Source organism: Amycolatopsis tucumanensis, assembly GCF_021654135.1.
GTDB classification, from domain to species: Bacteria; Actinomycetota; Actinomycetes; order Mycobacteriales; family Pseudonocardiaceae; genus Amycolatopsis_E; species Amycolatopsis_E tucumanensis.
In genome coordinates this window covers 126,900-148,070 of record NZ_JAKGSD010000011.1, presented here as the reverse complement: position 1 = coordinate 148,070, position 21,171 = coordinate 126,900, and the positions used below count along the sequence as shown (strand labels likewise).

General features: G+C 71.5%; 18 protein-coding genes. 9 read left to right on the top strand and 9 right to left on the bottom strand.

The features are described 5' to 3' along the window. Entirely contained in the window at positions 1-189 is a 189-nt protein-coding gene (locus L2C96_RS14465; RefSeq protein WP_017985268.1) for a hypothetical protein, read from the bottom strand. Between the two features lie 87 nt (positions 190-276). On the opposite strand from L2C96_RS14465, the gene L2C96_RS14460 reads away from it, so the two are divergent. Then, positions 277-2,511, top strand: a complete 2,235-nt coding sequence (locus L2C96_RS14460) for a helicase-associated domain-containing protein (protein ID WP_237336491.1) — start codon at positions 277-279, stop codon at positions 2,509-2,511. A gap of 23 nt (positions 2,512-2,534) precedes the next feature. On the opposite strand, the gene L2C96_RS14455 is transcribed toward L2C96_RS14460, so the two are convergent. The 6 genes from L2C96_RS14455 to L2C96_RS14430 form a co-directional block, all read right to left on the bottom strand. Further along, the gene (locus L2C96_RS14455; RefSeq protein ID WP_020416938.1) at positions 2,535-2,867 is read right to left on the bottom strand and encodes a DUF742 domain-containing protein; all 333 of its coding nucleotides are present in this window, start codon (positions 2,865-2,867) and stop codon (positions 2,535-2,537) included. Positions 2,868-3,529: 662 nt separating this feature from the next. Next, positions 3,530-3,955, bottom strand: coding sequence for a roadblock/LC7 domain-containing protein (locus L2C96_RS14450; RefSeq protein ID WP_017985271.1), 426 nt, complete (start codon positions 3,953-3,955; stop codon positions 3,530-3,532). Between the two features lie 128 nt (positions 3,956-4,083). After that, complete coding sequence (locus tag L2C96_RS14445; RefSeq protein ID WP_017985272.1) at positions 4,084-4,692, bottom strand: GTP-binding protein; 609 nt, start codon at positions 4,690-4,692, stop codon at positions 4,084-4,086. Continuing rightward, the gene (locus L2C96_RS14440; protein WP_027933815.1) at positions 4,673-5,389 is read right to left on the bottom strand and encodes a DUF742 domain-containing protein; all 717 of its coding nucleotides are present in this window, start codon (positions 5,387-5,389) and stop codon (positions 4,673-4,675) included. The genes L2C96_RS14445 and L2C96_RS14440 overlap by 20 nt, the downstream gene beginning before the upstream one ends. A 26-nt stretch (positions 5,390-5,415) precedes the next feature. Further along, complete coding sequence (locus tag L2C96_RS14435) at positions 5,416-5,868, bottom strand: roadblock/LC7 domain-containing protein (RefSeq protein WP_017985274.1); 453 nt, start codon at positions 5,866-5,868, stop codon at positions 5,416-5,418. After that, positions 5,865-8,795: a sensor histidine kinase gene (locus L2C96_RS14430; protein WP_237336490.1), complete on the bottom strand. Its 2,931-nt coding sequence runs from the start codon at positions 8,793-8,795 to the stop codon at positions 5,865-5,867. Before L2C96_RS14430 ends, L2C96_RS14435 begins: the two co-directional genes overlap by 4 nt. Positions 8,796-9,285: 490 nt before the next feature. Here L2C96_RS14430 and L2C96_RS14425 point away from each other — a divergent pair, with 490 nt between their 5' ends. From L2C96_RS14425 to L2C96_RS14415, 3 genes are all read left to right on the top strand, one after another. Beyond that, on the top strand, positions 9,286-10,215 hold the full coding sequence (locus tag L2C96_RS14425) for a glutamate ABC transporter substrate-binding protein (RefSeq protein WP_237336489.1): 930 nt from the start codon (positions 9,286-9,288) through the stop codon (positions 10,213-10,215). Next, complete coding sequence (locus L2C96_RS14420) at positions 10,212-10,856, top strand: amino acid ABC transporter permease (RefSeq protein ID WP_027933812.1); 645 nt, start codon at positions 10,212-10,214, stop codon at positions 10,854-10,856. Before L2C96_RS14425 ends, L2C96_RS14420 begins: the two co-directional genes overlap by 4 nt. Before the next feature lie 518 nt (positions 10,857-11,374). After that, a complete protein-coding gene (locus tag L2C96_RS14415; protein WP_020416943.1) occupies positions 11,375-12,271 on the top strand; it encodes an amino acid ABC transporter permease in 897 nt (298 codons plus the stop codon). On the opposite strand, the gene L2C96_RS14410 is transcribed toward L2C96_RS14415, so the two are convergent. Then, on the bottom strand, positions 12,180-14,726 hold the full coding sequence (locus L2C96_RS14410; RefSeq protein WP_237336487.1) for a sensor histidine kinase: 2,547 nt from the start codon (positions 14,724-14,726) through the stop codon (positions 12,180-12,182). The genes L2C96_RS14415 and L2C96_RS14410 overlap by 92 nt on opposite strands. A 236-nt stretch (positions 14,727-14,962) precedes the next feature. Next, positions 14,963-15,601, bottom strand: a complete 639-nt coding sequence (locus tag L2C96_RS14405) for a TetR/AcrR family transcriptional regulator (RefSeq protein WP_237336486.1) — start codon at positions 15,599-15,601, stop codon at positions 14,963-14,965. Positions 15,602-15,673: 72 nt separating this feature from the next. Here L2C96_RS14405 and L2C96_RS14400 point away from each other — a divergent pair, with 72 nt between their 5' ends. From L2C96_RS14400 to L2C96_RS14380, 5 genes are all read left to right on the top strand, one after another. Then, positions 15,674-17,140 (top strand): FAD-dependent monooxygenase, encoded by a 1,467-nt coding sequence (locus tag L2C96_RS14400; RefSeq protein WP_237336485.1) that lies wholly within the window; start codon positions 15,674-15,676, stop codon positions 17,138-17,140. 8 nt (positions 17,141-17,148) lie between these two features. After that, on the top strand, positions 17,149-18,786 hold the full coding sequence (locus L2C96_RS14395; RefSeq protein ID WP_020416947.1) for a DNA repair helicase XPB: 1,638 nt from the start codon (positions 17,149-17,151) through the stop codon (positions 18,784-18,786). A 128-nt stretch (positions 18,787-18,914) separates the two neighbouring features. Beyond that, the gene (locus L2C96_RS14390) at positions 18,915-19,379 is read left to right on the top strand and encodes a hypothetical protein (RefSeq protein WP_237336484.1); all 465 of its coding nucleotides are present in this window, start codon (positions 18,915-18,917) and stop codon (positions 19,377-19,379) included. Between the two features lie 137 nt (positions 19,380-19,516). Beyond that, entirely contained in the window at positions 19,517-20,293 is a 777-nt protein-coding gene (locus tag L2C96_RS14385; RefSeq protein ID WP_237336483.1) for a DUF4253 domain-containing protein, read from the top strand. A 37-nt stretch (positions 20,294-20,330) separates the two neighbouring features. Further along, complete coding sequence (locus L2C96_RS14380; protein ID WP_237336482.1) at positions 20,331-21,170, top strand: DUF72 domain-containing protein; 840 nt, start codon at positions 20,331-20,333, stop codon at positions 21,168-21,170. Position 21,171: the final 1 nt, after the last annotated feature.

Sequence of the window (21,171 nt, the reverse complement as noted above, 5' to 3'; positions counted from 1 at the left end):
CTACTTGTTGATCTCGGTCTCGGGGTGCACGTACGGCACGGTCTCGAGGGGGAACGTCACGTTCCCGAACGGCGACAGCGCGCCCTGGCGGTCGGCCGAGAGCTCGGTGACCGGGTGCTCGCCGTCCGGCAGATGCGGCCAGGTGGGGTCGATACGACCGCTCTTCTTGTCCTTGTCGCCCTTCGCCACTTCATCCTCCAGTGCTCGGCACCTACGGTCCCCAGTTTGCCTCACAGCCGCCCGAACCCGATGGTCAGGGCGGGTATCCTCGATGTGATGCCCGCGACCTCCCTTGCGGACTGGCTGCGGTCCGCGTCCGACGACGAGCTGGGCGCGCTCCTGCAGGCCAGGCGCGACCTGGCGACCCCGCCACCGTCCGACAGCACAGTGCTGGCCACCCGCGCCGGCACGGCCGGATCGGTCGCCAGGGCGATGGAGGACCTGGACACCTTCACCCTCTCCGTGCTCGACGCGCTGCTGGTCGCCGACGCGGACACCGAAGCCGTCCCGCTCGCCGCGATCAGCGAGCTGGTCGGCGCGGACGTCCGGCCCGCCGTGGACCGGCTGCGGTCGCGGGTGCTGGCCTGGGGCGACGACGACGCGGTCCGCGTCGTCCCCGCGGCGCGCGAGCTGGCCGGGCCGTTCCCGGCCGGGCTCGGCGCGTCCGCACCCGGGCTGGACGTCGAGTCCGCGCTCGCCGAGGTCGGTGACGACGAACGTGGCCTGCTCGGCGCCCTCGCCGCCGGCCCGCCCATCGGGCGTACCCGGGACGCGGCGGCCGAACCGTCGCTGGACGCGGGGGCGAAGCCGGTGCAGAAGCTGCTCGCCCGCGGGCTGCTGCTGCGCCGCGACGACGAGACGGTCGAACTGCCCCGCGAGGTGGCGATCGCCCTGCGCGGCGGCCGGATCTGCTCGCCGAAGGCGCTGCGCGAGCCGGAGCTGCCGACGCGCCCGCACCAGCAGTCCACAGTGGATGAGACGGCCGCCGGTGAGGCGATGGAGTTCCTGCGGCAGACCGAATCGCTGCTGACGCAGTGGTCGGAGCAGCCGCCGCCGGTGCTGAAGTCCGGTGGTCTCGGGGTGCGGGAGCTGCGGAAGCTGGCGCGCGAACTGGACACCGACGACACCCGCGCCACGCTGCTGGCCGAGCTGGCGGCGGCGGCCGGGCTGGTCGCGGACAGCCAGAGCACCAGCCCGGAGTGGGTGCCGACGACACTGGCGGACTCGTGGCTGGCGTCCGAGCCGGCGCAGCGGTGGGTCATCCTCGCCGAGGCGTGGCTGGACCTGCCGCGGCTGCCCGCGCTGGCCGGTCAGCGCGACGTGAAGGACAAGCCGATCGTGCCGCTGTCCGACGAGCTGCGGCGACCGCTGGCGCCGTCGGTGCGGCGGCGGGTGCTGGGCACGCTGGCCGAGCTGCCGCGTGGCGCGGGTGTGCAGGGCGCGGACGACCTGGTGGAGCTGCTCGCGTGGCGGGCGCCGCGGCGTGGCGGGCGGTTGCGGGACGAGGCGGTGCGGTGGACGTTCGCCGAGGCGTCGGCGCTGGGCGTGATCGCGCTCGGGGCGCTGACGACGGCGGGCGGAGCGTTGCTCGCGGGTGATCGCTCGGGCGCGCTGAACGCGGTGTACGACGCGATGCCCAAGCCGATCGGGTACGTGCTGGTGCAGGCCGATCTGACGGTGGTCGCGCCGGGGCCGCTGGAGATGGACCTGGCGACGGAGATCGCCGCGGTGGCCGACGTCGAGTCCGCCGGGCACGCGACGGTTTACCGGATCACGGAGGCGTCGGTGCGGCGGGCGCTGGACACCGGCCGGACCGCCGACGAGCTGCACGAGCTGTTCCGGAAACGGTCGGCCACCGAGGTGCCGCAGTCGTTGACGTACTTGATCGACGACGTGGCGCGGCGGCACGGCAGGCTGCGCGGCGGGGCGGCCGGGTCGTTCCTGCGGTGTGACGACGAGGTGCTGCTCGCGGAGGTGATGGGCAACTCCGTGTCGGGCGAGTACGAGCTGCGCCGGATCGCGCCGACGGTGCTGGTCAGCCCGTACCCGCTGGCCGAGGTGCTGGACGGGTTGCGAGCGGCTGGTTTCGCGCCGGCGGCCGAGGGCCCCGACGGGCGAGTGGTGGATCTGCGCCCGTCCGGCAGGAGGATCCCCGCGCGCCCCCGCACGGCGCGGCGGGTGGTGCCCGAACCGACCGGGTTGACCGGCGAGCAGGCCGCGTCGGTGGTCACGCACATCCGGGCAGGCGACCGGGCCGCGGCGAGCCGCAAGGGCACGGCGGTGCGCCTCCCGGGCGGCGGCGGAGGCTCCGACACGGCGGCGACGATGGCCCTGCTGGCCCGGGCGCACCGCGAGCAGCGGGAGGTCTGGATCGGCTTCGTGGACGCCCACGGAACGGCCAGCCAGCGAATCGTGACGCCGACCCACGTGGGCGGCGGAGTCCTGATCGGCCGGGACGATGAGCGGTACCCCCTGCACCGCATCACGTCGGCCGCGCTGGTGGACGACTGAGCCTTCTTTGGGGCGGCTGCGGCTCAGAGGCGTCGCAGGCCCTGGAGCACCCGGTCCATGAACTCGCGCGAGGAGCGGTCCCCGAAGGACAGTCCGGACTGGTGGATCAGCACCATCCCGGCCGCGTCCAGATCGCTGACCAGCACCTTCACCACGTTGAGCGGCAGGTCGAGGTACGCGGCGATCTCCGCGATCGAGCGGGCCTCCGAGCACAGCGCGCAGATCCGCCGGTGCTGCACGCCCGTCACGGCCTGCGGCACGCGCCCGCGCTCGGTGGTCGAGACCAGCGCCTCCAGCGCCAGCTCGTAATCCGGCCGGGTGCGGCCTCCCGTGCGGGCGTACGGGCGCATCATCATCCGCGTCCGTACCGACGGTTCCGAGCCCCGCGTCTGCGCGGGCGGCACTCCGGCCCCGCGGGCGCCGACAGCAGTCCGGACGCCGACCGCGGCACCTGCACCGGCCGTCGGCCAGCCGGCCTCCAGACCAGTCCGGGCGGCGGCGTCCAGATCGGCGCCGGAGGGCCAGTCGGCGTCGGGACCGGCCTGCCAGCCGGCACCGCCGTCCAGACCCGCGTCCCGGCTGCCACCAGCCTCAAAACCTGCGTGCCGGCCGCCCACGTCACGACCCGCGTGCCGGCCACCAGCCTCAACGCCCGCGTGCCGACCAGCGCCCGCGCCACTCAGCGATCCAGCACCCGCCCCACGAAGCGACCCAGCACCCGCGCCGCTCAGCGACCCAGCATCCGCCCCACTGAGCGAAGCGCCTCCAGCCCGCCCACCAGCACCGGCCCGCGACACGGCATCCGCATCAGACACGGTCGGCCAGCCGGCAGTCGTCCGGGAAGCGGTTCGCCCGACGCCGGGCGACGGCCGCACCGGCGTGCGCACCGGCAGCACCACCGGCTTCTTCGTCAGCACGAACCGTGCCGGTGAGTCGATCCCCTCGCGGTCGGTCCCCTGGTGCAGCCGGTCCCACGCATCCACCGCGGGCCGCCCGGCCCCCCGCGAAAGTCCCCGCATCAGCGCACGCCACCCTGGAGCTGGTTGCGCAGCTCCGGCGTCATCTGCATCCCGACGCGGTCGACCAGCAGCGTCATCTCGTACGCCACCGTCCCGATGTCGGAATTGGGCGCGGCCAGCACCGCCAGGCTCGACCCGTCGCTGATCCCCATCAGGAACAGGTACCCGCGCTCCATCTCGACCACCGTCTGGTTCACGAAGCCCGCTTCGAAGCACCGCGCGGCACCGGAGGTCAGGCTCACCAACCCGGACGCGACCGCGGCCAGCTGATCCGCCCGGTCCTTCGGCAGGCCCTGCGACCCGGCCAGCAACAGACCGTCGGCGGAGACGACCACGGCGTGCGCCGCGCCCGGGACCCGTCGCACGAAGTCGGTGATCAGCCAGCCGAAGCCGAAGCCGCTCGACTGCTGTGCCGATGCCGTCATGTGCCTCCTCACCGGTCGAGCCTGTTCTGCGATTATTCCGACCAGGGTATTGCCGAACCCGGCCCTGTCGACCTGCCGCCCGGGGTGATCTCACATCGATTCACCCTTCCGGCGGCACGGTTACCCGATCACCCCGGTTGTAACGCGCGGTCCCGGTTGATCGCGTGCTCCACGACCGTGATCAGCACCTGCTTGGCCGACTCCTTCTCCCGCGCGTCGCAGGCGATGATCGGCACCGACTCGGAGATCGTCAGCGCGTGGCGGACATCCTCGATCTGGTGGTGCAGCAGCCGGTCGAAGCAGTTGATCGCCACGATGTAAGGCAGCTTCCGGTTCTCGAAGAAGTCGATCGAGGGGAACGCGTCCGCCAGCCGCCGGGTGTCGACCAGCACGACCGCGCCGATCGCGCCGACCGCGAGGTCGTCCCACATGAACCAGAACCGGTGCTGCCCGGGGGTGCCGAAGACGTACAGCACGAGGTCGTCGCCGAGCGAGAGCCTGCCGAAGTCCATCGCGACCGTCGTCGTCGCCTTGTTGGGCGTGGCGGTCGTGTCGTCCACCGACACGCTGGCCTCGGTCATCACCGCCTCGGTGGTCAGCGGATCGATCTCCGAGACCGCGCCGACCAGGGTCGTCTTGCCCGCACCGAAGCCGCCGGCGACCACGATCTTGGCCGACTGCGTCGGTCCCGTCGCGGCCGACGTGTTCGCGTCGGAGTCAAATTCTCCGAAGCCCACTGAGCACCCTCTCCATGAACTCGATACTGGGACGATCGCCGACGACCGACGTCGTGGAATGGACCAGGACCAGGCCGAGATCGACGGCGTCGCCGATCAGCACCCGCGCGACCCCCAGCGGCATGCGCAGGTACGCCGCCACCTCGGCCACGGAGCGCGTGTCCAGGCACAGTCCGCAGATGGACCGGTGCTCGGGCACCCGCACCCGGTCGAGCATCCGTCCCCGCTCGCTGGTCGAGACGAGTGCTTCGATCGCCAGATCGTAGCTGGGACGTGTCCGCCCGCGCGTCCGGAAGTACGGCCGGACCAGACCGGAGGTCTCCTCCGCCGCCACCGGCGCGGGCACCGGCGGGAAGCTCGGGTGGCTCTCCGCGGCCGGGTTGGGCCGCAGCTCGCCTGCCGGGGCGAGCGGCCCGCCCGAGTCGCCGAACAGGTCCGCCGCCGGACCGGACAGCAACCGGTCGCCGCTGAACTCCGGGTATTCGGTCGCCCCGTAGCCCGGTGGCTCCGGGTCGCTCAGGGTACTGGACCGCTTCTCGCCCGCGGCGGCCCGGCGCAGGCGCCAGGCGCGGTCGACCTTGGCCCGGAACGTGCTCCAGTCCTCGGTCCGCGCCGCCTGCGCCTCGTCCGGCCAGGCGGTTTCGGCGTCGTCGTCCAGCCGTCCCGAGCCCACGCCCGTCGGCTGCCCACCGTCCACTGCAGTCCCTCTCGTGCCCGGCGCGCTCAACCGCGCGCGGCTCCCTGGAGCTGTGCCCGCATCTCGGGCGTCATCTGCTGACCGACCCGATCCACCAGAAGCGTCATTTCGTACACCACGAGGCCGATGTCGCTGTCGGGGGACCCCAGAACCGCGAGGCAGGACCCGTCCGAAACCGACATGAGGAACAGGAAGCCGTTGGCCATCTCGACCACCGTCTGAGCCACGGGCCCGCCCTCGAACACCTTCGACGCGCCCCGTGCCAGGCTGGTCAGCCCCGACGCCACCGCGGCCAGCTGGTCCGCCCGGTCCTTCGGCAGCCCCCGGGACGCGGCGAGCAGCAGCCCGTCCGCCGACACCACGACGGCGTGCGCCGCACCGGGCACCCGGTGCACGAAGTCCGTGATCAGCCACGCGAAGCCGTTCCGCGGCGCCTGCGGCGTGGAGCCTCCCGGCTGCAGCGATCCCGCCCGTGTCACTCCTCACTCCTCACTGCCTCGTCCGGCGGGGTGGTTCCCCCGCCACTCACCGGATCACCCTGGTCATAGGGGCCCGGCGTGCTCTCCTGCAGCGCGTGACGGCCACTCACGTAGCCGCGCTGGAAGCTCGCCATGCGTTCCCGCGCCGCCTCGGCGGAGCGGGCGAGCGCGCCCTGCCCCGGCCTGCCGACGGTCGTGTCGGTGAAGGCGTCGGTCTCGCCCACCGGGATCGAACCGGGGACGAGGTGCGCGTTCGGCACCCGCTTCGGCAGCCCGGCCGGAGTGATCTCCTCCTCCCGCGACTCGAGCAGGGATTGCGCCGCGCGCCAGCCCTCATCGGACACACTGTGCCAAAGATCGGCGCTTTTGTCGTCGACCTCGGGGGCTTCCTCGGCCGCCGCGGGGGGTTCCTCCTCGAGTTCGCCGCTCACCGAGGCGGGGTCCTCCCCCTCCGCACTGAACCACCTCGACACAACCGACTGGTAGATCGGCAGCCGCTTCGTCGGCACGTCGTCGTCGAAGATGCTCTCGTTCGACGGCGGCTCCTCCGCAGGCTGCTCGGTGACCGGCACGTACTGCGGCTCGCGCTTGGGCAGCGCCAGCGACCCGAAGTGGTTCGGCTGCTCCTCCGGCTGCGGCGGGGTGAGGCCGTTCGGCGACGGCTCCTCGGCACGCGGCTTGCCCCGGCTCAGGTAGGCGGCGTCGGTCGAGCCGGCGACCAGGTCGTCGAGGCTGATCGGCTGGTCGAGGGGCCGCAGCACCCCGGTCTCGGCCTCCTGGGCCGGCTCGCGGCGGGACAGGTTCGACGGGGTGCGCTGGGCCGGGACCGGCGGCAGGTTCGGCGACGAGGTCTCCGCGGGCCGCGGCATCGGCTCCCGCGCGACCGGGCCGAGCAGGTCCGGCGGCACGACGATGCGGGCGATCACGCCGCCGTCGATGTCCTCGTTCTCCCGCAGGCGCACCTCGATGCCCTGCCGCTGGGCCAGCCGCGCGACCACGTACAGGCCCATCCGCCGGGTCACCGACACGTCCAGGTCCGGCGGGTCGGCGAGGCGCCGGTTGGCCTCGGCGATCTGCTCGGCCGACATGCCGACACCGCGGTCGGTGATCTGGATGGCCAGCGCCTTCTTGCGCGTGACCACGGCCCGGACGCTGACCTTCGTCTCCGGCTCGGAGAAGTAGGTGGCGTTGTCCAGCAGCTCGGCGAGCAGGTGCACCAGGTCGTGCACGGACGGGCCGCGCACCGCGACCTCGGGGATCGCGCCGACGTCGACCCGCGCGTACTGCTCGATCTCGGACACCGCCGCGCCGATCACGTCCGCGGCGGAGACCGGTTTGGGCATCGACTTGCTCAAGCCCGCGCCGGAGAGCACCAGCAGGCTCTCGCCGTTGCGGCGCAGCCGGGTCGCCAGGTGGTCCAGCTCGAACAGGCTCGCGAGGTGGTCGGGGTCCTGCTCGTCGGCCTCCAGCAGGTCGATCACCGCGAGCTGGCGCTCCACCAGCCGCTGCGACCGGCGGGAGAGGTTGACGAAGATGCCGTTGACGTTGTCGCGGAGCAGGGCCTGCTCGGCGGCGAGGCGGACGGCCTGGCCGTGCACTACGTCGAAGGACCTGGCGACCTGCCCGATCTCCTCGGTGGTGTGGACCGGCACCGGCTCGATCGCCTTGGCGGCGGCCGCGGCCGGGTCGGCCTCGCGCATGATCCGCTCCACCGCGTCGGGCAGGTGCACCTCGGCGACCTGCAGCGCGGTCGAGCGCAGTGTCCGCAGCGGCCGGATCAGCGAACGCGCCACGACGTACATCAGCGTGAGCACCAGCAGGAGCCCGGCGAGGATGATCGCGACCGTGATCAGCAGGTTCTGCTGCTGGGCGCTGATCAGCCCTTCGGTGTAGGTCTTGGCGTCGTCGAGCAGGCGGTTCTGGACCTGGCTGATCAGGTCGAGCGTCTGCGCCGAGGACTGCGCGACCGCGCCCGGGTCGATGGCCAGCGCGAGCGGCGGGTTCGCCTGTGCGCGCAGCAACGCCAGCTGCTGCAGGGTGAACCGCTGGGAGACCTGCGGGCCGGACAGGGTGGTCGAGTAGTCCAGCTGGGCCTGCGGGGTGGCCACGGCGTTGAACCGGTCGATCGCGGCGACCAGATTCGACTGCGCGGTGGTGAGGTTCTTCAGCTCGGCCGGGTCGAACCTGCCGCGGATCGCGGCGCTGCGCAGGTAGGAGTTCTGCTGGGCGGAGAACTCCTTGGCGTCGGCGAGGAAGCCGAGCGCCTCGTGCCGGTCCTGCAGGCCCTGGTCGGTGATGTCGGCGTCGAACTCGTCGGCGATCAGCTGCAGCGCGTCGATGACCCCGGTGTAGCCGGCCTGCGCGGCGAGGCTCGGGAAGTCCGCGGCGCCCGCCGAGGAGCGCAGCTGGCTCAGGCCGTCGAGTCGGGCGAGGCCCTGCTGGTAGCGCGCGGACGTGGCGTCGTCGCTGATCGCGGCGACCTCGCTGACCGCGCCGCGCACGGTGTCGCCCGCGTTCTCCGCGGTGCTGATGGCGTCGTCGAGCTCGGTCCGGTCGCCCGGACGGCCGGAGGCGATCCAGGCCGACATCGCGTCCCGCTCGCGCTGCAGCGCGTCGACTTCGGCGGCGACCTTCTGGCTGAGCTCGATGCGCTGTTCGGCGTGCTGGTAGACGGTCATCGTGTCGAAGCTGTCGTACACGCGCAGGCCGGCCAGGGACAGCGCGGCGGCGGTCGGCACGGCGACCACCGCGGCGATCTTGGCGTTGACGCGCCAGTTCGCGAGACCGCGGACCCGACGGCCGCCGTCACCACCGGTCGATGCTCCGATCGCGTTGTCCTGCGCGCCGACGTCGTTACTCTGCGCGACAGGCGACTCCGCCGGGGACACTGCCTTGCGACCGCGCTCCCCGCTCGTGGGCTGGGGCACCGAGGACTTCCTTCCCGGTTCGAGCTGTCCAGTTTCCGCGTTTCCGCGCTCGGGTTCCACGCCATGAGAACCAGGACGTGAATGGTTAACACGGGGCCACCCGATTGGGGGTAGAGGCTATCGGCTGCCGGGATGAAAGGGAAGCCGGGCAGATGCCTCTCACCACGAACTTTAGCGGTCACCCCGGTGACGAATTCTCACCAACTGTCTCAGGAACAGAGCGACTGCACGTCACGCTGCGTGCAGTCGCAGGGCCCTTGTCCAGTGTTACCTATCTCACTATCCGGAAGGCGGGACAGGCCTGTGACACGTTGCCCGGAAATGTCCCACAGTGCCCCCCGGAACCTCACAGGGGCTTGACGCGGCCGTTGGAACTGCACGATCCTGCGCCTTACCTCGTGATCTACTGCCACCCGTTCGGGTACCCCTTGCGTCACCGAGAGTAGATAGGGGCGACAGGCTCCACTTCCAGGAGGGATCCGGCCACACCATGACGGCTTCGACACGGCGACGGCGCCTCGCGGTCCTGCTCACGGCGGTCGCGCTCGGCGCGGTGACCGCCTGCACCTCGAGCGGGGGCGCGGTACCGGACAGCGGCGGGAGCGCGGACCAGGAGCAGAGCCTCCTCGACCGCGCGCCGGTGGCGTCCGACGCGGACCTCGCGACCAGCCCGACGGCGCAGGCGATCAAGCAGCGCGGGCAGATCCTCATCGGCAGCCAGCTGGACACGCCACTGCTGTCCCAGCAGAACCCGACGACCGGCCAGACCGAGGGGTTCGACGCGATCCTCGGCCGGTTGCTGGCGAAGTACATCCTGGGCCAGCCGAACGTCAAGATCGTCAATTCCACGTCGCAGATCCGCGAGGCGTTGCTTCAGAACAACACCGTCGACGTGGTTCTGCACACCTATTCGATCACCCCCGCCCGCGCGGAGAAGGTGTCGTTCGCCGGGCCGTATTTCGTGTCCGGGCCCGCGATCATGGCGCGCAAGGGCGATTCGAGCGTCACCAAGCCCCAGGACCTGAAGGGCAAGCGGGTGCTGGCGGTGACGAACTCGACCGGCTCGGCCATGGTCCAGCAGTTCGAGCCGGCGCAGGTGATCACGCTGAGCACGAACTCGGAGTGCGTGACGGCGCTGGAGCAGGGGCGCGGCGACGCGTACGTGAACGACCTGACGCAGCTGGCCGGGAACGCGCAGACGAACGACAAGGTGCAGATCGTCAGCGGGACCTTCGGGCAGGACCCGTACGGCATCGGCATCCACCACGGCGACGAGACGTTCAAGCGGTTCGTCAACACGTGGCTGGAGAAGATCCAGGCCGCGGGGCTGTGGCAGGAGGCGTACAAGCAGACGCTGGGGTCGGTCATCCCGGGTGACGCGCCTGTTCCGCCCAAGACGGGTTCCGTCCCGGGCTCGTGACCGGGTGGGGCGATCACCTCGGGGAATTCGCCGAGGGCGCGCTGAACACGGTGCTGCTCACCGTGTTCAGCGCTGTTGGCGCCGTGGTGCTCGCGGTGGTCATCACCGCATTCCGGATTTGCCCGGTTCGCCCGCTGCGGGCTTTTGGCACCGGTTACGTCGAGTTGTTCCAGAACATTCCGCTCGCGGTGTGGCTGGTGCTGTTCGTATTCGGCCTGCCGACGGTGGGAATCCGGTTCGAACTGTTCACGACGGCCATCCTCGCGACCGCGTTGTACATGGCTTCGTATTACGCGGAAACACTGCGGGCCGGCGTGAACGGGGTGGAGCGAGGCCAAGCCGAGGCGGCGCGCGCACTGGGGCTCGGCTTCGGACAGTCACTGTCGGCGGTGGTGCTGCCGCAGGCGCTGCGCACGATCATCCAGCCGCTCGGGAACGTCACCATCCAGCTGCTGATGAACACCGCCCTGGCCGCGGCGGTCGGAGTGGTCGAACTGACGGAGGCGACGAACAGGGTCAACCTCGCGCTGGCGGAGCCGCTGCCGCTGTACATCGGCGCGGGGGTTTGCTACGCCGTGCTGGCGCTGGTGATCTCCACGGGGGCCGGCGTGCTGGACCGGAAGCTGGCGATCCCACGGTGAGAGGGGTGGCGACGGCTGCGCTGGGCACGGCGGGCGCGATGGGTGCGCTGGGCACGGCGGGCGCGGCGGCGGTTCGTTTGAAGGACACCGCGCCAATTGGTGGAATCATCAGCGCCACACGACTGACTCAACCGACGCGCGACCGGCCCAGCGCCACACGACCCGCGCAGTCGCACGCTCCGCCGCGCCGCCGTGCCACCCACCCAGGCAGGCTGCACCAGCCGGTCCGCCCAGCCACGTCAGCCGGCCCGCCCATCCTCACCCGTCGCCGCGCCACCAGCCCAGCCACGCCGCACCAGCCGATCCACCCCAGCCACATCAGCGGGCCCGCCCAGCCTCACCCGCCGCCACGCCACGCCAGCCGCCCAGCCACGCCAGCGGGCCCGCCCAGTCACACCCACCGCCACGCCACCGGCCCAATCGCAGCGGCACGACCTACCCACTCACCCACCAGCGCATGAACCGTCCGACCACCGCTCCACGAGAGGGCCAATCGTGCTGAAACAGGCAGACCGGCCATGACCTCCGTGCTCTTCGACGATCCCGGTCCGCGCGCCCGGCGGCGCATCCGCATCGCCACCGTGGTCGCGGTCCTGGCTGGTCTTGTGCTCGTCGTGCTGGCGGTGCGGCAGTTCGCGATCAACGGGGAGCTCTCGGCGGAGCGCTGGGCGCCCTACGGCTCCTGGCCCATGTGGCGCTACCTCCTCGGCGGCCTCGGCGGCACGGCCCTCGCCGCGGTGCTGGCCATTGCCATCGCGGTGGCGGCCGGGCTCGTGCTCGCCTTCGGGCGCATCTCCCGGCACGCCGTGGTCCGCGCGCCGGCCCGGGCGTACGTCGAGGTCGTCCGCGTCGTCCCGCTGCTCCTGCTGATCTACTTCGCCATGTTCGCGCTGCCCCGGTACGGCCTGGACCTGCCGCTGCTCTGGAAACTCGTCCTGCCGATCGCGGTGTCCCGCGCGGCCCAGTTCGCCGAGATCTTCCGCAGCGGCTTCCGCTCACTCGAAGCCGGCCAGGGCGAGGCCGCGGCCGCGCTCGGGATGCGGCCCTCCCAGTCGATGCGGTACGTGATCTTCCCGCAGGCCATCCGCCGCGTGGTGCCCGCGCTCATCAGCCAGGCCGCCGGCGTCGTCAAGGACACCTCGCTCGGGATCGTCGTCAGCTACGCCGAACTCCTGCAGAGCGGCAAGGTCCTCGCCGGCTACAACCGGCTCCTGATCCAGACCTACCTGATCATCGCGCTGCTCTACTTCGCGATCAACTACGCCCTGTCCCGCCTGGCCCGCGCGATCGACGCCCGGCAGCGGCTCGCCGGGATCGAACCCGTCAGCTCTCCCGCGCGTCGCGGGCTCGGGCGAACCCGTTCTGCAGCCGCGACATCCGGTGACGAACCTCGTCGGGATCGAGTGAGAGCGTAGGCGGGTCGAACGAGTCGGGCCGCCGCCGCACCTGCTGCGGGAAGTCCGGCGCCTTCCCGTCCACCTCGTCGTCGTCCGCCGACGGCCACTCCGGCTCGGCCGGCCAATCCGGCTGCCCGTTGCCCGCGACGTCGCGCCGGATCGGCCAGTGCTCGCCCGTCGTGAACCACCGCGACAACACCGCCTGGTACGCCGGCATCCGCTCGGTCGGCTCCTCGTCCTCCGGCGGGAAGGCGTCGTTGTCCGCCGTCGGCCAGTCGACCCGGTCCTCGGTGCGCGCGCGGCGCGGCTCGTCCCGCACCACCGGGATCAGCACCGTGTCGTCCGGCTCCGGCTCCGGCTCCGGTTCCGGCTCGGGCTCGGTTTCTGGCGGCGGCTCGGGCAGCGGGATCGGCTTGAGCGACGGCAGCGAAACCGGCACCGGCGGCGGCTCGGGAGCGGCCACCGGCGCGGGCAGCGGCTCCGGCACCGGCGCCACGTTCTCGATCACCAGCCCCGCCGGGACGACGACCGTCGCGACCAGCCCGCCACCGTCCGCCGACCGCAATCGCACCTGGATGTCGTGCCGCTTCGCCAGCGTCGCGACCACGAACAGGCCCATCCGCCGCGACACCTCGACGTCCACCGCGGGCGGGTTCGCCAGTCGCTTGTTGGCGCGGTCGATCTCCGGCTGCGGCATGCCCGCGCCCTGGTCGGTGATGTGCACGTGCCAGGCGCCGTCCTCGGCGAGCGAGCTGACCACCGTCACCGTCTTGTCCGACGGCGAGTAGAGGGTCGCGTTCTCCAGCAGCTCGGACACGACGTGCACCAGGTCGTTGCACGCCTCGCCGCGGATCGCGATCTCCGGCATCGCGGTCAGCTCGATCCGCTGGTAGTGCTCCACCTCGGACAACGCCGCGCCGATGATCTCCTCGGCGGCCACCGGTTCGGCCTTCTCGTCACCGAAGTCGTGCCCGGACAGGACGAGCAGGTTCTCGCTGTTGCGGCGCATCCGCGTCGCGAGGTGGTCGAGTTCGAACAGGCCGCCGAGGGTCTCCGGGTCCTGCTCGTCGGCCTCCATCCGGTCCAGCACGGCCAGCTGCCGTTCGACCAGGTCCTGGCTGCGCTTGGACAGGTTCACGAACATCGCGTTGATGTTCTCCCGCAGGAGCGCCTGCTCACCGGCCAGCCGCACCGCCTGCCCGTGCACGGCGTCGAACGCGCGGGCGACCTGGCCGACCTCCTCACGCGTGAACACCGGCACCGGCGCCACACCGCGGTGCGCGGTCATGAAGTCGGGATGCGGGTCGGCGAGGATCTCGTCCACCGCCGCGGGCAGCCGGTGCTCGGCGACGTCGAACGCGTTGTTGCGTAGGATCCGCAGCGGCCGCAGCAGCGATCGCCCGATGACCACGGCGAGCACCGCGCACAGCAGCAGCACCCCGAAGACCACCGCCGCGTTGACGATCGCCGAGCGCCGGGCGTCGGTGGCGAGCGCGTCGCACCGCTGCTGCGTCTGCACCTGCAGGGTCTGCTGGAACTGGTAGGCGAGGTCGATGGTCCCGGTGATCGCCTGGTCCCACTGGCGGGAGTCGAGGCCGGACAGGCTCTGCCCGTTCTCCGTCCTGGTGATGGCCAGCTCGAAGAGCGCGTTCGCCGACTGCACGGCCGGTCCGGCGACGGTCTGCTCGTAGGAGCGCTGCTCGGCCGCGGTGGCGAACTTGCGGTAGTCGTTCTGCGCGGCGGCGAGCTGGGCGTCCGCGCCGAGGAGCTTCCGCAGCCGGTCGTCGGAGACCTCGCCCTCCGCGAACGCCTGCCCGAGCACCGCGCGCTTGACCGACATCTGGTCCTTCACGCGGGCGAGCGCGTTTGCGGCCAGCCGAAGCCGCGCGACCTCGGCGTCCGCGATCTCGGCGACGGCCTGGTCCGACAGGTCGAGGACACCCGAGATGAGGTCGCTGTAGGAGGTCAGGATCGAATCCGCCGACGAGTTCGAGAACTCACCCGAGTAACGCAACCCTGGCAGTGCGTCGAGCCGGGACTGGGCTTCCTTCAGCCCCGCGGCGCTGGCCGGGGAGAGCCGCGACTGCTGGGCGGCGAGCTCGCGCGCGAACGCACCGGCGGCCTGGTCCACGCGGGCGCGCTGGTCCCGCACGTCGCTGAGCCCGTTCCGTCGCTGCCCGGCGACGTACCGCACGGTGACGTCCCGCTCGCGCTGCAGTTCGTTGACCACCGCGTTGACGCCCGCATCGACACGAGCGTGCGCGGCGAGCTCGGCCAGCTGTTCCGCGTGCCCGAGGTCGGAGCGCACGTGGAGGGTGATGAGCGCCAGCACGGTCAGCATCGGGATGAGCAGGACGGCGATCAGCTTCGTGCGCAGCCGCCAGTTCCGCAGCCGCCACCGGCTGCCTGCACGGTTGTCCGGCCGCCGGTCCAGCGCCTCACCGCTCTCGGGACGCTTGTGCCGCCGGGCCACCTGACTTCCTTCTCTAGCCGTTCTGCCGGACTCGGATCGGCACCGGCTGGGTCGCCAACCCCGGAGAGGGTAGCGACCCCGGACACACGCGCCCCGCCCGCGCTACTCGTGAAGAGGTCCGCCGGGCGATCGTATTGGCCCGGGAGCGCGGCTTCCACCCACCAGCCGAAATCTTTCGCTGGGCAAGACGTCCGACACTCCCCGTGTCGTTCCCCCGCTGTGGCCTTCGCCACGATCTACCGCGCGCCGAGCCTGCCGAAGCCACTGTCCAGCAGCCTGAACGCCTCGTCCGCGTCCGCCCTGGCCTGCGGAAACACCTCGTCGGCCGACCGCCCGGACGCGATGGACCGGTGGTTCTCGCGCGCCAGAGCCCACAGCACCGAGACGATCGCCGCCGCGGCCACCCGCGCCTCGCCGGGCCCCACCCCGGCGGTGTCCGCCAGGGCGTCTGCCAAGGCCTCCTCCGCCGCCTGGTTGAACTCGAGCATCCGCGCGAGCAACGCCTGCGTGGCGAAGATCATCCGGTACAGCGCGAGGATCTCCGGGGCGTCGTTGAGCCCGGTGATCGGGTCCCGCCGGTCGAGCCCGTCGAAGAAGTGGTCCCGGAGCGCCTCCAGCGGCGTCCGGTCGCCCGGACGTCCCCGGACCACCCGGGCGCTTTCCGTCTCGTGGTCGGCGAACCGGTGGACGACCAGCGACTCCTTCGTCGGGAAGTAGGCGAACAGGGTGCGTCGTGAAACCTCCGCCACGTCGGCGATCTGCGCGATGGACACCTGGTCGAACCCGTGCTCGAGGAACAGGCGGATCGCGGCGCTGGAGATCGCCTCGCGAGTGCGCTGTTTCTTCCGCTCGCGAAGTCCGGCCGGCTCGATCATCACCCCAGACTACCAACTCCTTTCACTCGGTAGTAATTTGCACTCAGTCTACTTTTGCACTCGGGAGGATCCATGGACGCCGAGGTCGTCATCGCCGGAGCCGGACCGACCGGCCTCGCCCTCGCTCACGAACTCGCGCTGGCCGGAGTCGGAACCGTGGTCGTCGAACCACTGACCGACCGGATCGAGCAGACCAAGGGCGGCACGATCCAGCCCCGGACCGCCGAACTGCTCGAACAGCGCGGCCTGCTCGACGCCATGCGGGACCGCGCCCACGAACGCGAACCTGTGGGCGGTCACTTCGCCACCCTGCCGGTCCCGCTCGACTACTCGTCCTGGCCGACGCGGCACCCCTTCCCCCTTTCCATTCGCCAGGACCTCGTGGAAGAGGTCCTGGAACAAGCCACCCTCGCCCGTGGCGCGGAACTGCGGCGCGGACAGCCGGTCACCGGCGTCGCGCAGGACACCGAAGGCGTCACGGTCACCGCCGCCGACGACACGCTTCGCGCCCGCTACCTCGTCGCCTGCGACGGCGCGCACAGCCCCGTCCGCAAGCTGCTCGGCTTGCCCTTCCCGGGCCGACCCGGCACCTTCCAGGCCGTGCTGGCCGAAATCCGGCTCGCCTCGGCGTCCGCGCTGGTGCCCCGGCGCGCCGGCCATATCAGCGACCTGACTCGGCACGCCGGCGGCTACTGGTCGATGCTCGTCCCGGTCGGCGGCGACCGCTACCGCTTCACGTTCGGCCGCGAGGACCAGTCCACCGCCCACGACCCGGTGACGGACAACGAGATCACGGACGCCCTGACCGCGGTCTACGGCCAGGACACCGAGCTCGCGCGCGTCCTCACCGCGTCCCGGTGGAGTGACGCGACCCGGCAGCTGGAGCGGTACCGGCACGGCCGGATCCTGTTCGCGGGGGATGCGGCGCACATCCATCCGCCACTGGGCGGCCAGGGCCTGAACCTCGGCGTGCAGGACGCCGTCAACCTCGGCTGGAAGCTGGCGGCCACCGTGCACGGCTGGGCCCCGGACGACCTGCTGGACACCTACCAGGAGGAACGGCATCCGGCGGCGGCCCGCGTGCTCCACCACACCTCGGCCCAGCGCGTGCTCGCCGTGCCGAACCCGTCCGAAGACGTCGCCGCGCTGCGCGACATCTTCACCGACCTCCTGCGACTGCCCGACACGAACCACTACCTGGCCGGGATGATGTCCGGTTTGGACGCCGCGGGCCGGGTGCCCGACGCCGACCTGCGCACCGGCGCCGGAAGCACCCGCCTGTCGGCGCTCTTGCGCTCCGGCCGCGGCCTGCTGCTCGACCTCACCGGCGGCCACCCACTGCCGCCGGGCTGGTCCGATCGCGTCGACCGGGTCCGGGCCGAACCGGACCACCAGCTCACCGAATCCGCCCTGCTGATCCGGCCGGACGGCTACCGGTGCTGGACCCCGGACGGCGGTCCCCTGGACACCGCGCTGACCCGCTGGTTCGGCGCTCCCGCCGATGACCAGCACGGCTCGGCCTCCCGCAACGCCGTATAAAGGAAGACGTGACCGATGGCCCGTTGATCGTCCAATCCGACAAGACCGTGCTGCTCGAAGTCGACCACCCGATGGCCGACGACGCCCGGATCGCGATCGCCCCGTTCGCCGAACTGGAACGGGCCCCGGAGCACGTGCACACCTACCGCGTGACCCCGCTCGCACTGTGGAACGCCCGCGCCGCCGGCCACGACGCCGAGCAGGTGGTGGACGCCCTCACCACCTACTCGCGCTTCCCGGTTCCGCAGCCCTTGCTGATCGACATCGTCGACACGATGGCGCGGTTCGGGCGGCTGCAGATCACCAACAACCCCGCCCACGGCCTGGTCATGACCACGACCGACCGCGCGGTGCTGGAAGAGGTGCTGCGCAACAAGAAGATCAGCCCGATGCTGGGCACCCGGATCGACGACGACACCGTCCTGGTGCACCCCTCCGAGCGGGGCCGGCTCAAGCAGGCGCTGCTCAAGGTGGGCTGGCCCGCCGAGGACCTGGCCGGCTACGTCGACGGCGAAGCGCACCCGATGCAGCTGGCCGAGACCGGCTGGGGCCTGCGCGACTACCAGCGGCAGGCCGCGGAGGCGTTCTGGGCGGGCGGCTCCGGCGTCGTCGTGCTGCCTTGCGGCGCGGGCAAGACGCTCGTCGGCGCAGCCGCGATGGCCCGCGCGCAGGCCACCACCCTCATCCTGGTCACCAACACCGTCGCGGGGCGCCAGTGGAAGCGCGAGCTGGTGGCCCGCACCTCCCTGACCGAGGACGAGATCGGCGAGTACTCCGGCGAAAAGAAGGAGATCCGCCCGGTCACCATCGCCACGTACCAGGTGATCACGCGCAAGTCCAAGGGCGAGTACAAGCACCTGGAGCTGTTCGACTCCCGGGACTGGGGCCTGATCGTCTACGACGAGGTGCACCTGCTGCCCGCGCCCGTGTTCCGGATGACCGCGGACCTGCAGTCCCGCCGCCGGCTCGGCCTGACCGCGACGCTGGTGCGCGAGGACGGCCGCGAGGGCGACGTGTTCTCGCTCATCGGGCCCAAGCGGTACGACGCGCCGTGGAGAGACATCGAGGCGCAGGGCTGGATCGCCCCGGCGGAGTGCATCGAGGTGCGGGTGACCCTCACCGACAACGAGCGCCTGCTGTACGCCACTGCCGAATCCGAGGACAAGTACAAGCTCGCGGCCACCGCCCGCACGAAGATCCCGGTCGTGAAGTCCATTCTGGACAAGCACGCGGGCGACCAGACATTGGTGATCGGCGCGTACCTGGACCAGCTCGAGGAACTCGGCGCCGAACTGAACGCGCCGGTGATCCAGGGGTCCACGCGGAACAAGGAGCGCGAGGCGTTGTTCGACGCGTTTCGGCGCGGCGAGATCGACAAGCTCGTGGTGTCGAAGGTCGCGAACTTCTCGATCGACCTGCCGGAGGCGACCGTCGCCATCCAGGTCTCGGGCACGTTCGGCTCCCGTCAGGAAGAGGCCCAGCGACTCGGCAGGCTGTTGCGCCCGAAGGCCGACGGCAGGCAGGCGCACTTCTACTCCGTGGTCTCGCGGGACACGCTCGACACCGAGTACGCCGCGCACCGGCAGCGGTTCCTCGCCGAACAGGGCTACGCGTACACGATCCACGACGCGGACGCCTACCTGTAGCGCTGCCCCGAGAAGGCTCCGCGCGCGTGCCCCGCCTCCGGGCGGAGGCGGCCACAACCCGGTGACCGCACGGTGGACTGCGGCACCCGCGAGGCATAGTCCGCGCGAAACCGTGGAATCCCCTGGACGTGGTTTGGGCAGGGGTGTGCTTCGTCGTCGTGGTGTTCGCCGTAGCGGCCACGGCGATGTGGCGCCGTGCCCGTCGCTCGGACGCGTCGGTGGCGAGCCGTCTGTCGCTCGCGTCGTCGTGGGCCGGCTTCGTGCTCGCGGCCGTGCCCAGCACGGTGTGGCTGGTCCTGTGGCTCTCCGGCGGTGAGCCGAAGGCGCTGATCGGTCTGGCGGGGCTGGTGCTCTCGGCGGCTCCGGTGGTCGCCGGGTACCGGTGGCCGCGCCTGGTCGTGCCGTCATTGGTCCTGTGTCTCCTGGCTTCGATCGGGATGGCTGTCGCCTGGCAGCACTTGTTCGTGTTGCTACCGCTCGCGCTCGCGTTGACGGGGGCCTGGCTGCTCGCCCTCGCCCTGCACGTGCGGTCCGGTACTCACGCAGGTGCAGGCGAAACCCCAGTTCAACGGCGGGGTGCGACCCGCTCGTGACCGAAGCTACCACGAATCTCGAACACCCGTTCGACCGATCGGGTGAACCGGCGAAAACCAAATCTCGGGACCGGAAACTGTCGTACCCTCGAACTACTGTTCGACCTCATCGACGCAGTCCATCCCGAGGAGGTCTCATGACCACCGCCGCCACACCCGAGGAAAGCCTCGTCGCCGAGGCCCTCACCGACATCGAACTGCCGCCCGGCCGCTGGATCGGGCGGATGTGGGTCTCCGACGATCCGCTGGCCGACCCCGGCCGGTACCGGGCCTGCATCGCCGGGTTCGACCGGTCGGGACTGTGGCCCGTCCTGATCCCGCACGACCCGCGCTTCGCCGCGACGGGCGAGGACTGGCTGACCGACCGCGGCCGTCTCGCGCCCGCCGTCCACCGCGTCGGCGACGTCGACGTCGCCGCGACGCTCGCCCGGTGGTGGGACCCGTTCTGCTGCCCGGACGGCACCGGCTGCCTGCGCCCGTACAGCGCCGGTTTCCCCGGCCTGGCGAAGAAGTCTCAGCTGCGGGTGGACCCGCTGGCCGAGGCGGGCAACACCGGCTCGATCCTCGTCCGGCGCGCGCCCCACCGGCTCGGCCTGGTGCCGGTCGAACGGCCCGCCGACGTCCCCGCCGCGCTCGGCTGGACGGGCATGATCAAGTCGACGGACGAGGTCGCCGCCGTGTCCGCGGTCCTGCGCAGCTGGGAGGACCGGTTCGGGGCGACGCTCGTCGTGCTCGGGTTCGACGAGCTGGAGCTCTCGGTCGCGGCGCCGCCACGCAACCAGAACCGCTCGCTCGTGCTGGCCGCCGAGCACCGCGCGTTCAGCCTGCGCAGCTTCTCCGGGCAGCCGGGCACCCTCCGCGAGTACGCCGCGAGCCTGGTGCACCGGCGGCACTGGAGGTTCTCCTGGGACTGACGGAAGGGTTGAGGAGGTCACCATCGCCGAAATCCGGGTGGGCACCTCGGGCTGGCGGTACCCGCCGTGGCGGGGCACGTTCTACCCGAAGGGCCTGGCGCAGCGCCGCGAGCTGGAGTACATCTCGCGGCAGGTGAACTCCGTGGAGATCAACGGCTCGTTCTACTCGCTCCAGCGTCCGGAGCGGTACCGGGCTTGGGCGGAGCAGACGCCGGACGACTTCGTGTTCGCCGTGAAGGGCGGTCGCTTCATCACCCACATGAAGCGCCTGGCCGACACGGAGACACCGCTGGCGAACTTCTTCGCGTCGGGGGTGCTGGCGCTGGGCCACAAGCTCGGGCCGATCCTCTGGCAGCTGCCTGCGAACTTCGCGTTCGAACCCGGACGGTTCGCGGAGTTCTTCGCCGGACTGCCCCGGGACACCCGTGCGGCCGCGGAACTGGCCCGCAAGCACGACGACAAACTGAAGGGAGAAGCCCACACCGAAGCCGGAACCAACCGGCCCCTGCGCTACGCGCTCGAACCGAGGCACCCGAGTTTCTCCTCGGACGAGTGCCGGAACCTGTTGCAGGACAACAACATCGCACTGGTGGCGGCCGATTCGGCCGGCACCTGGCCGAGTTTCGAGGAGGTGACCGCGGACTTCGTCTACGTCCGCCTGCACGGCGACGAGGAGCTCTACGCGAGTGGGTACACCGACGAGGCCCTCCAACGGTGGGCCGACAAGATCCGCCGCTGGCGGCGCACCGGCGGCGGGAAGACACGCGACGTGTACGTCTACTTCGACAACGACATCAAGGTGAAGGCGCCCGGCGACGCCATCGCGCTCGCGACCCGGCTGGGGGTCACGAGCCGCCCGATCGACCTGCCGTCCTGAC

What these genes read in the sequence shown, in the direction of transcription:
- L2C96_RS14460 (WP_237336491.1), top strand. Translation starts at nt 277, where the DNA reads ATGCCCGCGACCTCCCTTGCGGACTGGCTGCGGTCCGCGTCCGACGAC.
- L2C96_RS14455 (WP_020416938.1), bottom strand. Translation starts at nt 2,867, where the DNA reads ATGATGATGCGCCCGTACGCCCGCACGGGAGGCCGCACCCGGCCGGAT.
- L2C96_RS14400 (WP_237336485.1), top strand. Translation starts at nt 15,674, where the DNA reads ATGGACGCCGAGGTCGTCATCGCCGGAGCCGGACCGACCGGCCTCGCC.
- L2C96_RS14450 (WP_017985271.1), bottom strand. Translation starts at nt 3,955, where the DNA reads ATGACGGCATCGGCACAGCAGTCGAGCGGCTTCGGCTTCGGCTGGCTG.
- L2C96_RS14415 (WP_020416943.1), top strand. Translation starts at nt 11,375, where the DNA reads ATGACCTCCGTGCTCTTCGACGATCCCGGTCCGCGCGCCCGGCGGCGC.
- L2C96_RS14425 (WP_237336489.1), top strand. Translation starts at nt 9,286, where the DNA reads ATGACGGCTTCGACACGGCGACGGCGCCTCGCGGTCCTGCTCACGGCG.
- L2C96_RS14405 (WP_237336486.1), bottom strand. Translation starts at nt 15,601, where the DNA reads ATGATCGAGCCGGCCGGACTTCGCGAGCGGAAGAAACAGCGCACTCGC.
- L2C96_RS14385 (WP_237336483.1), top strand. Translation starts at nt 19,517, where the DNA reads ATGACCACCGCCGCCACACCCGAGGAAAGCCTCGTCGCCGAGGCCCTC.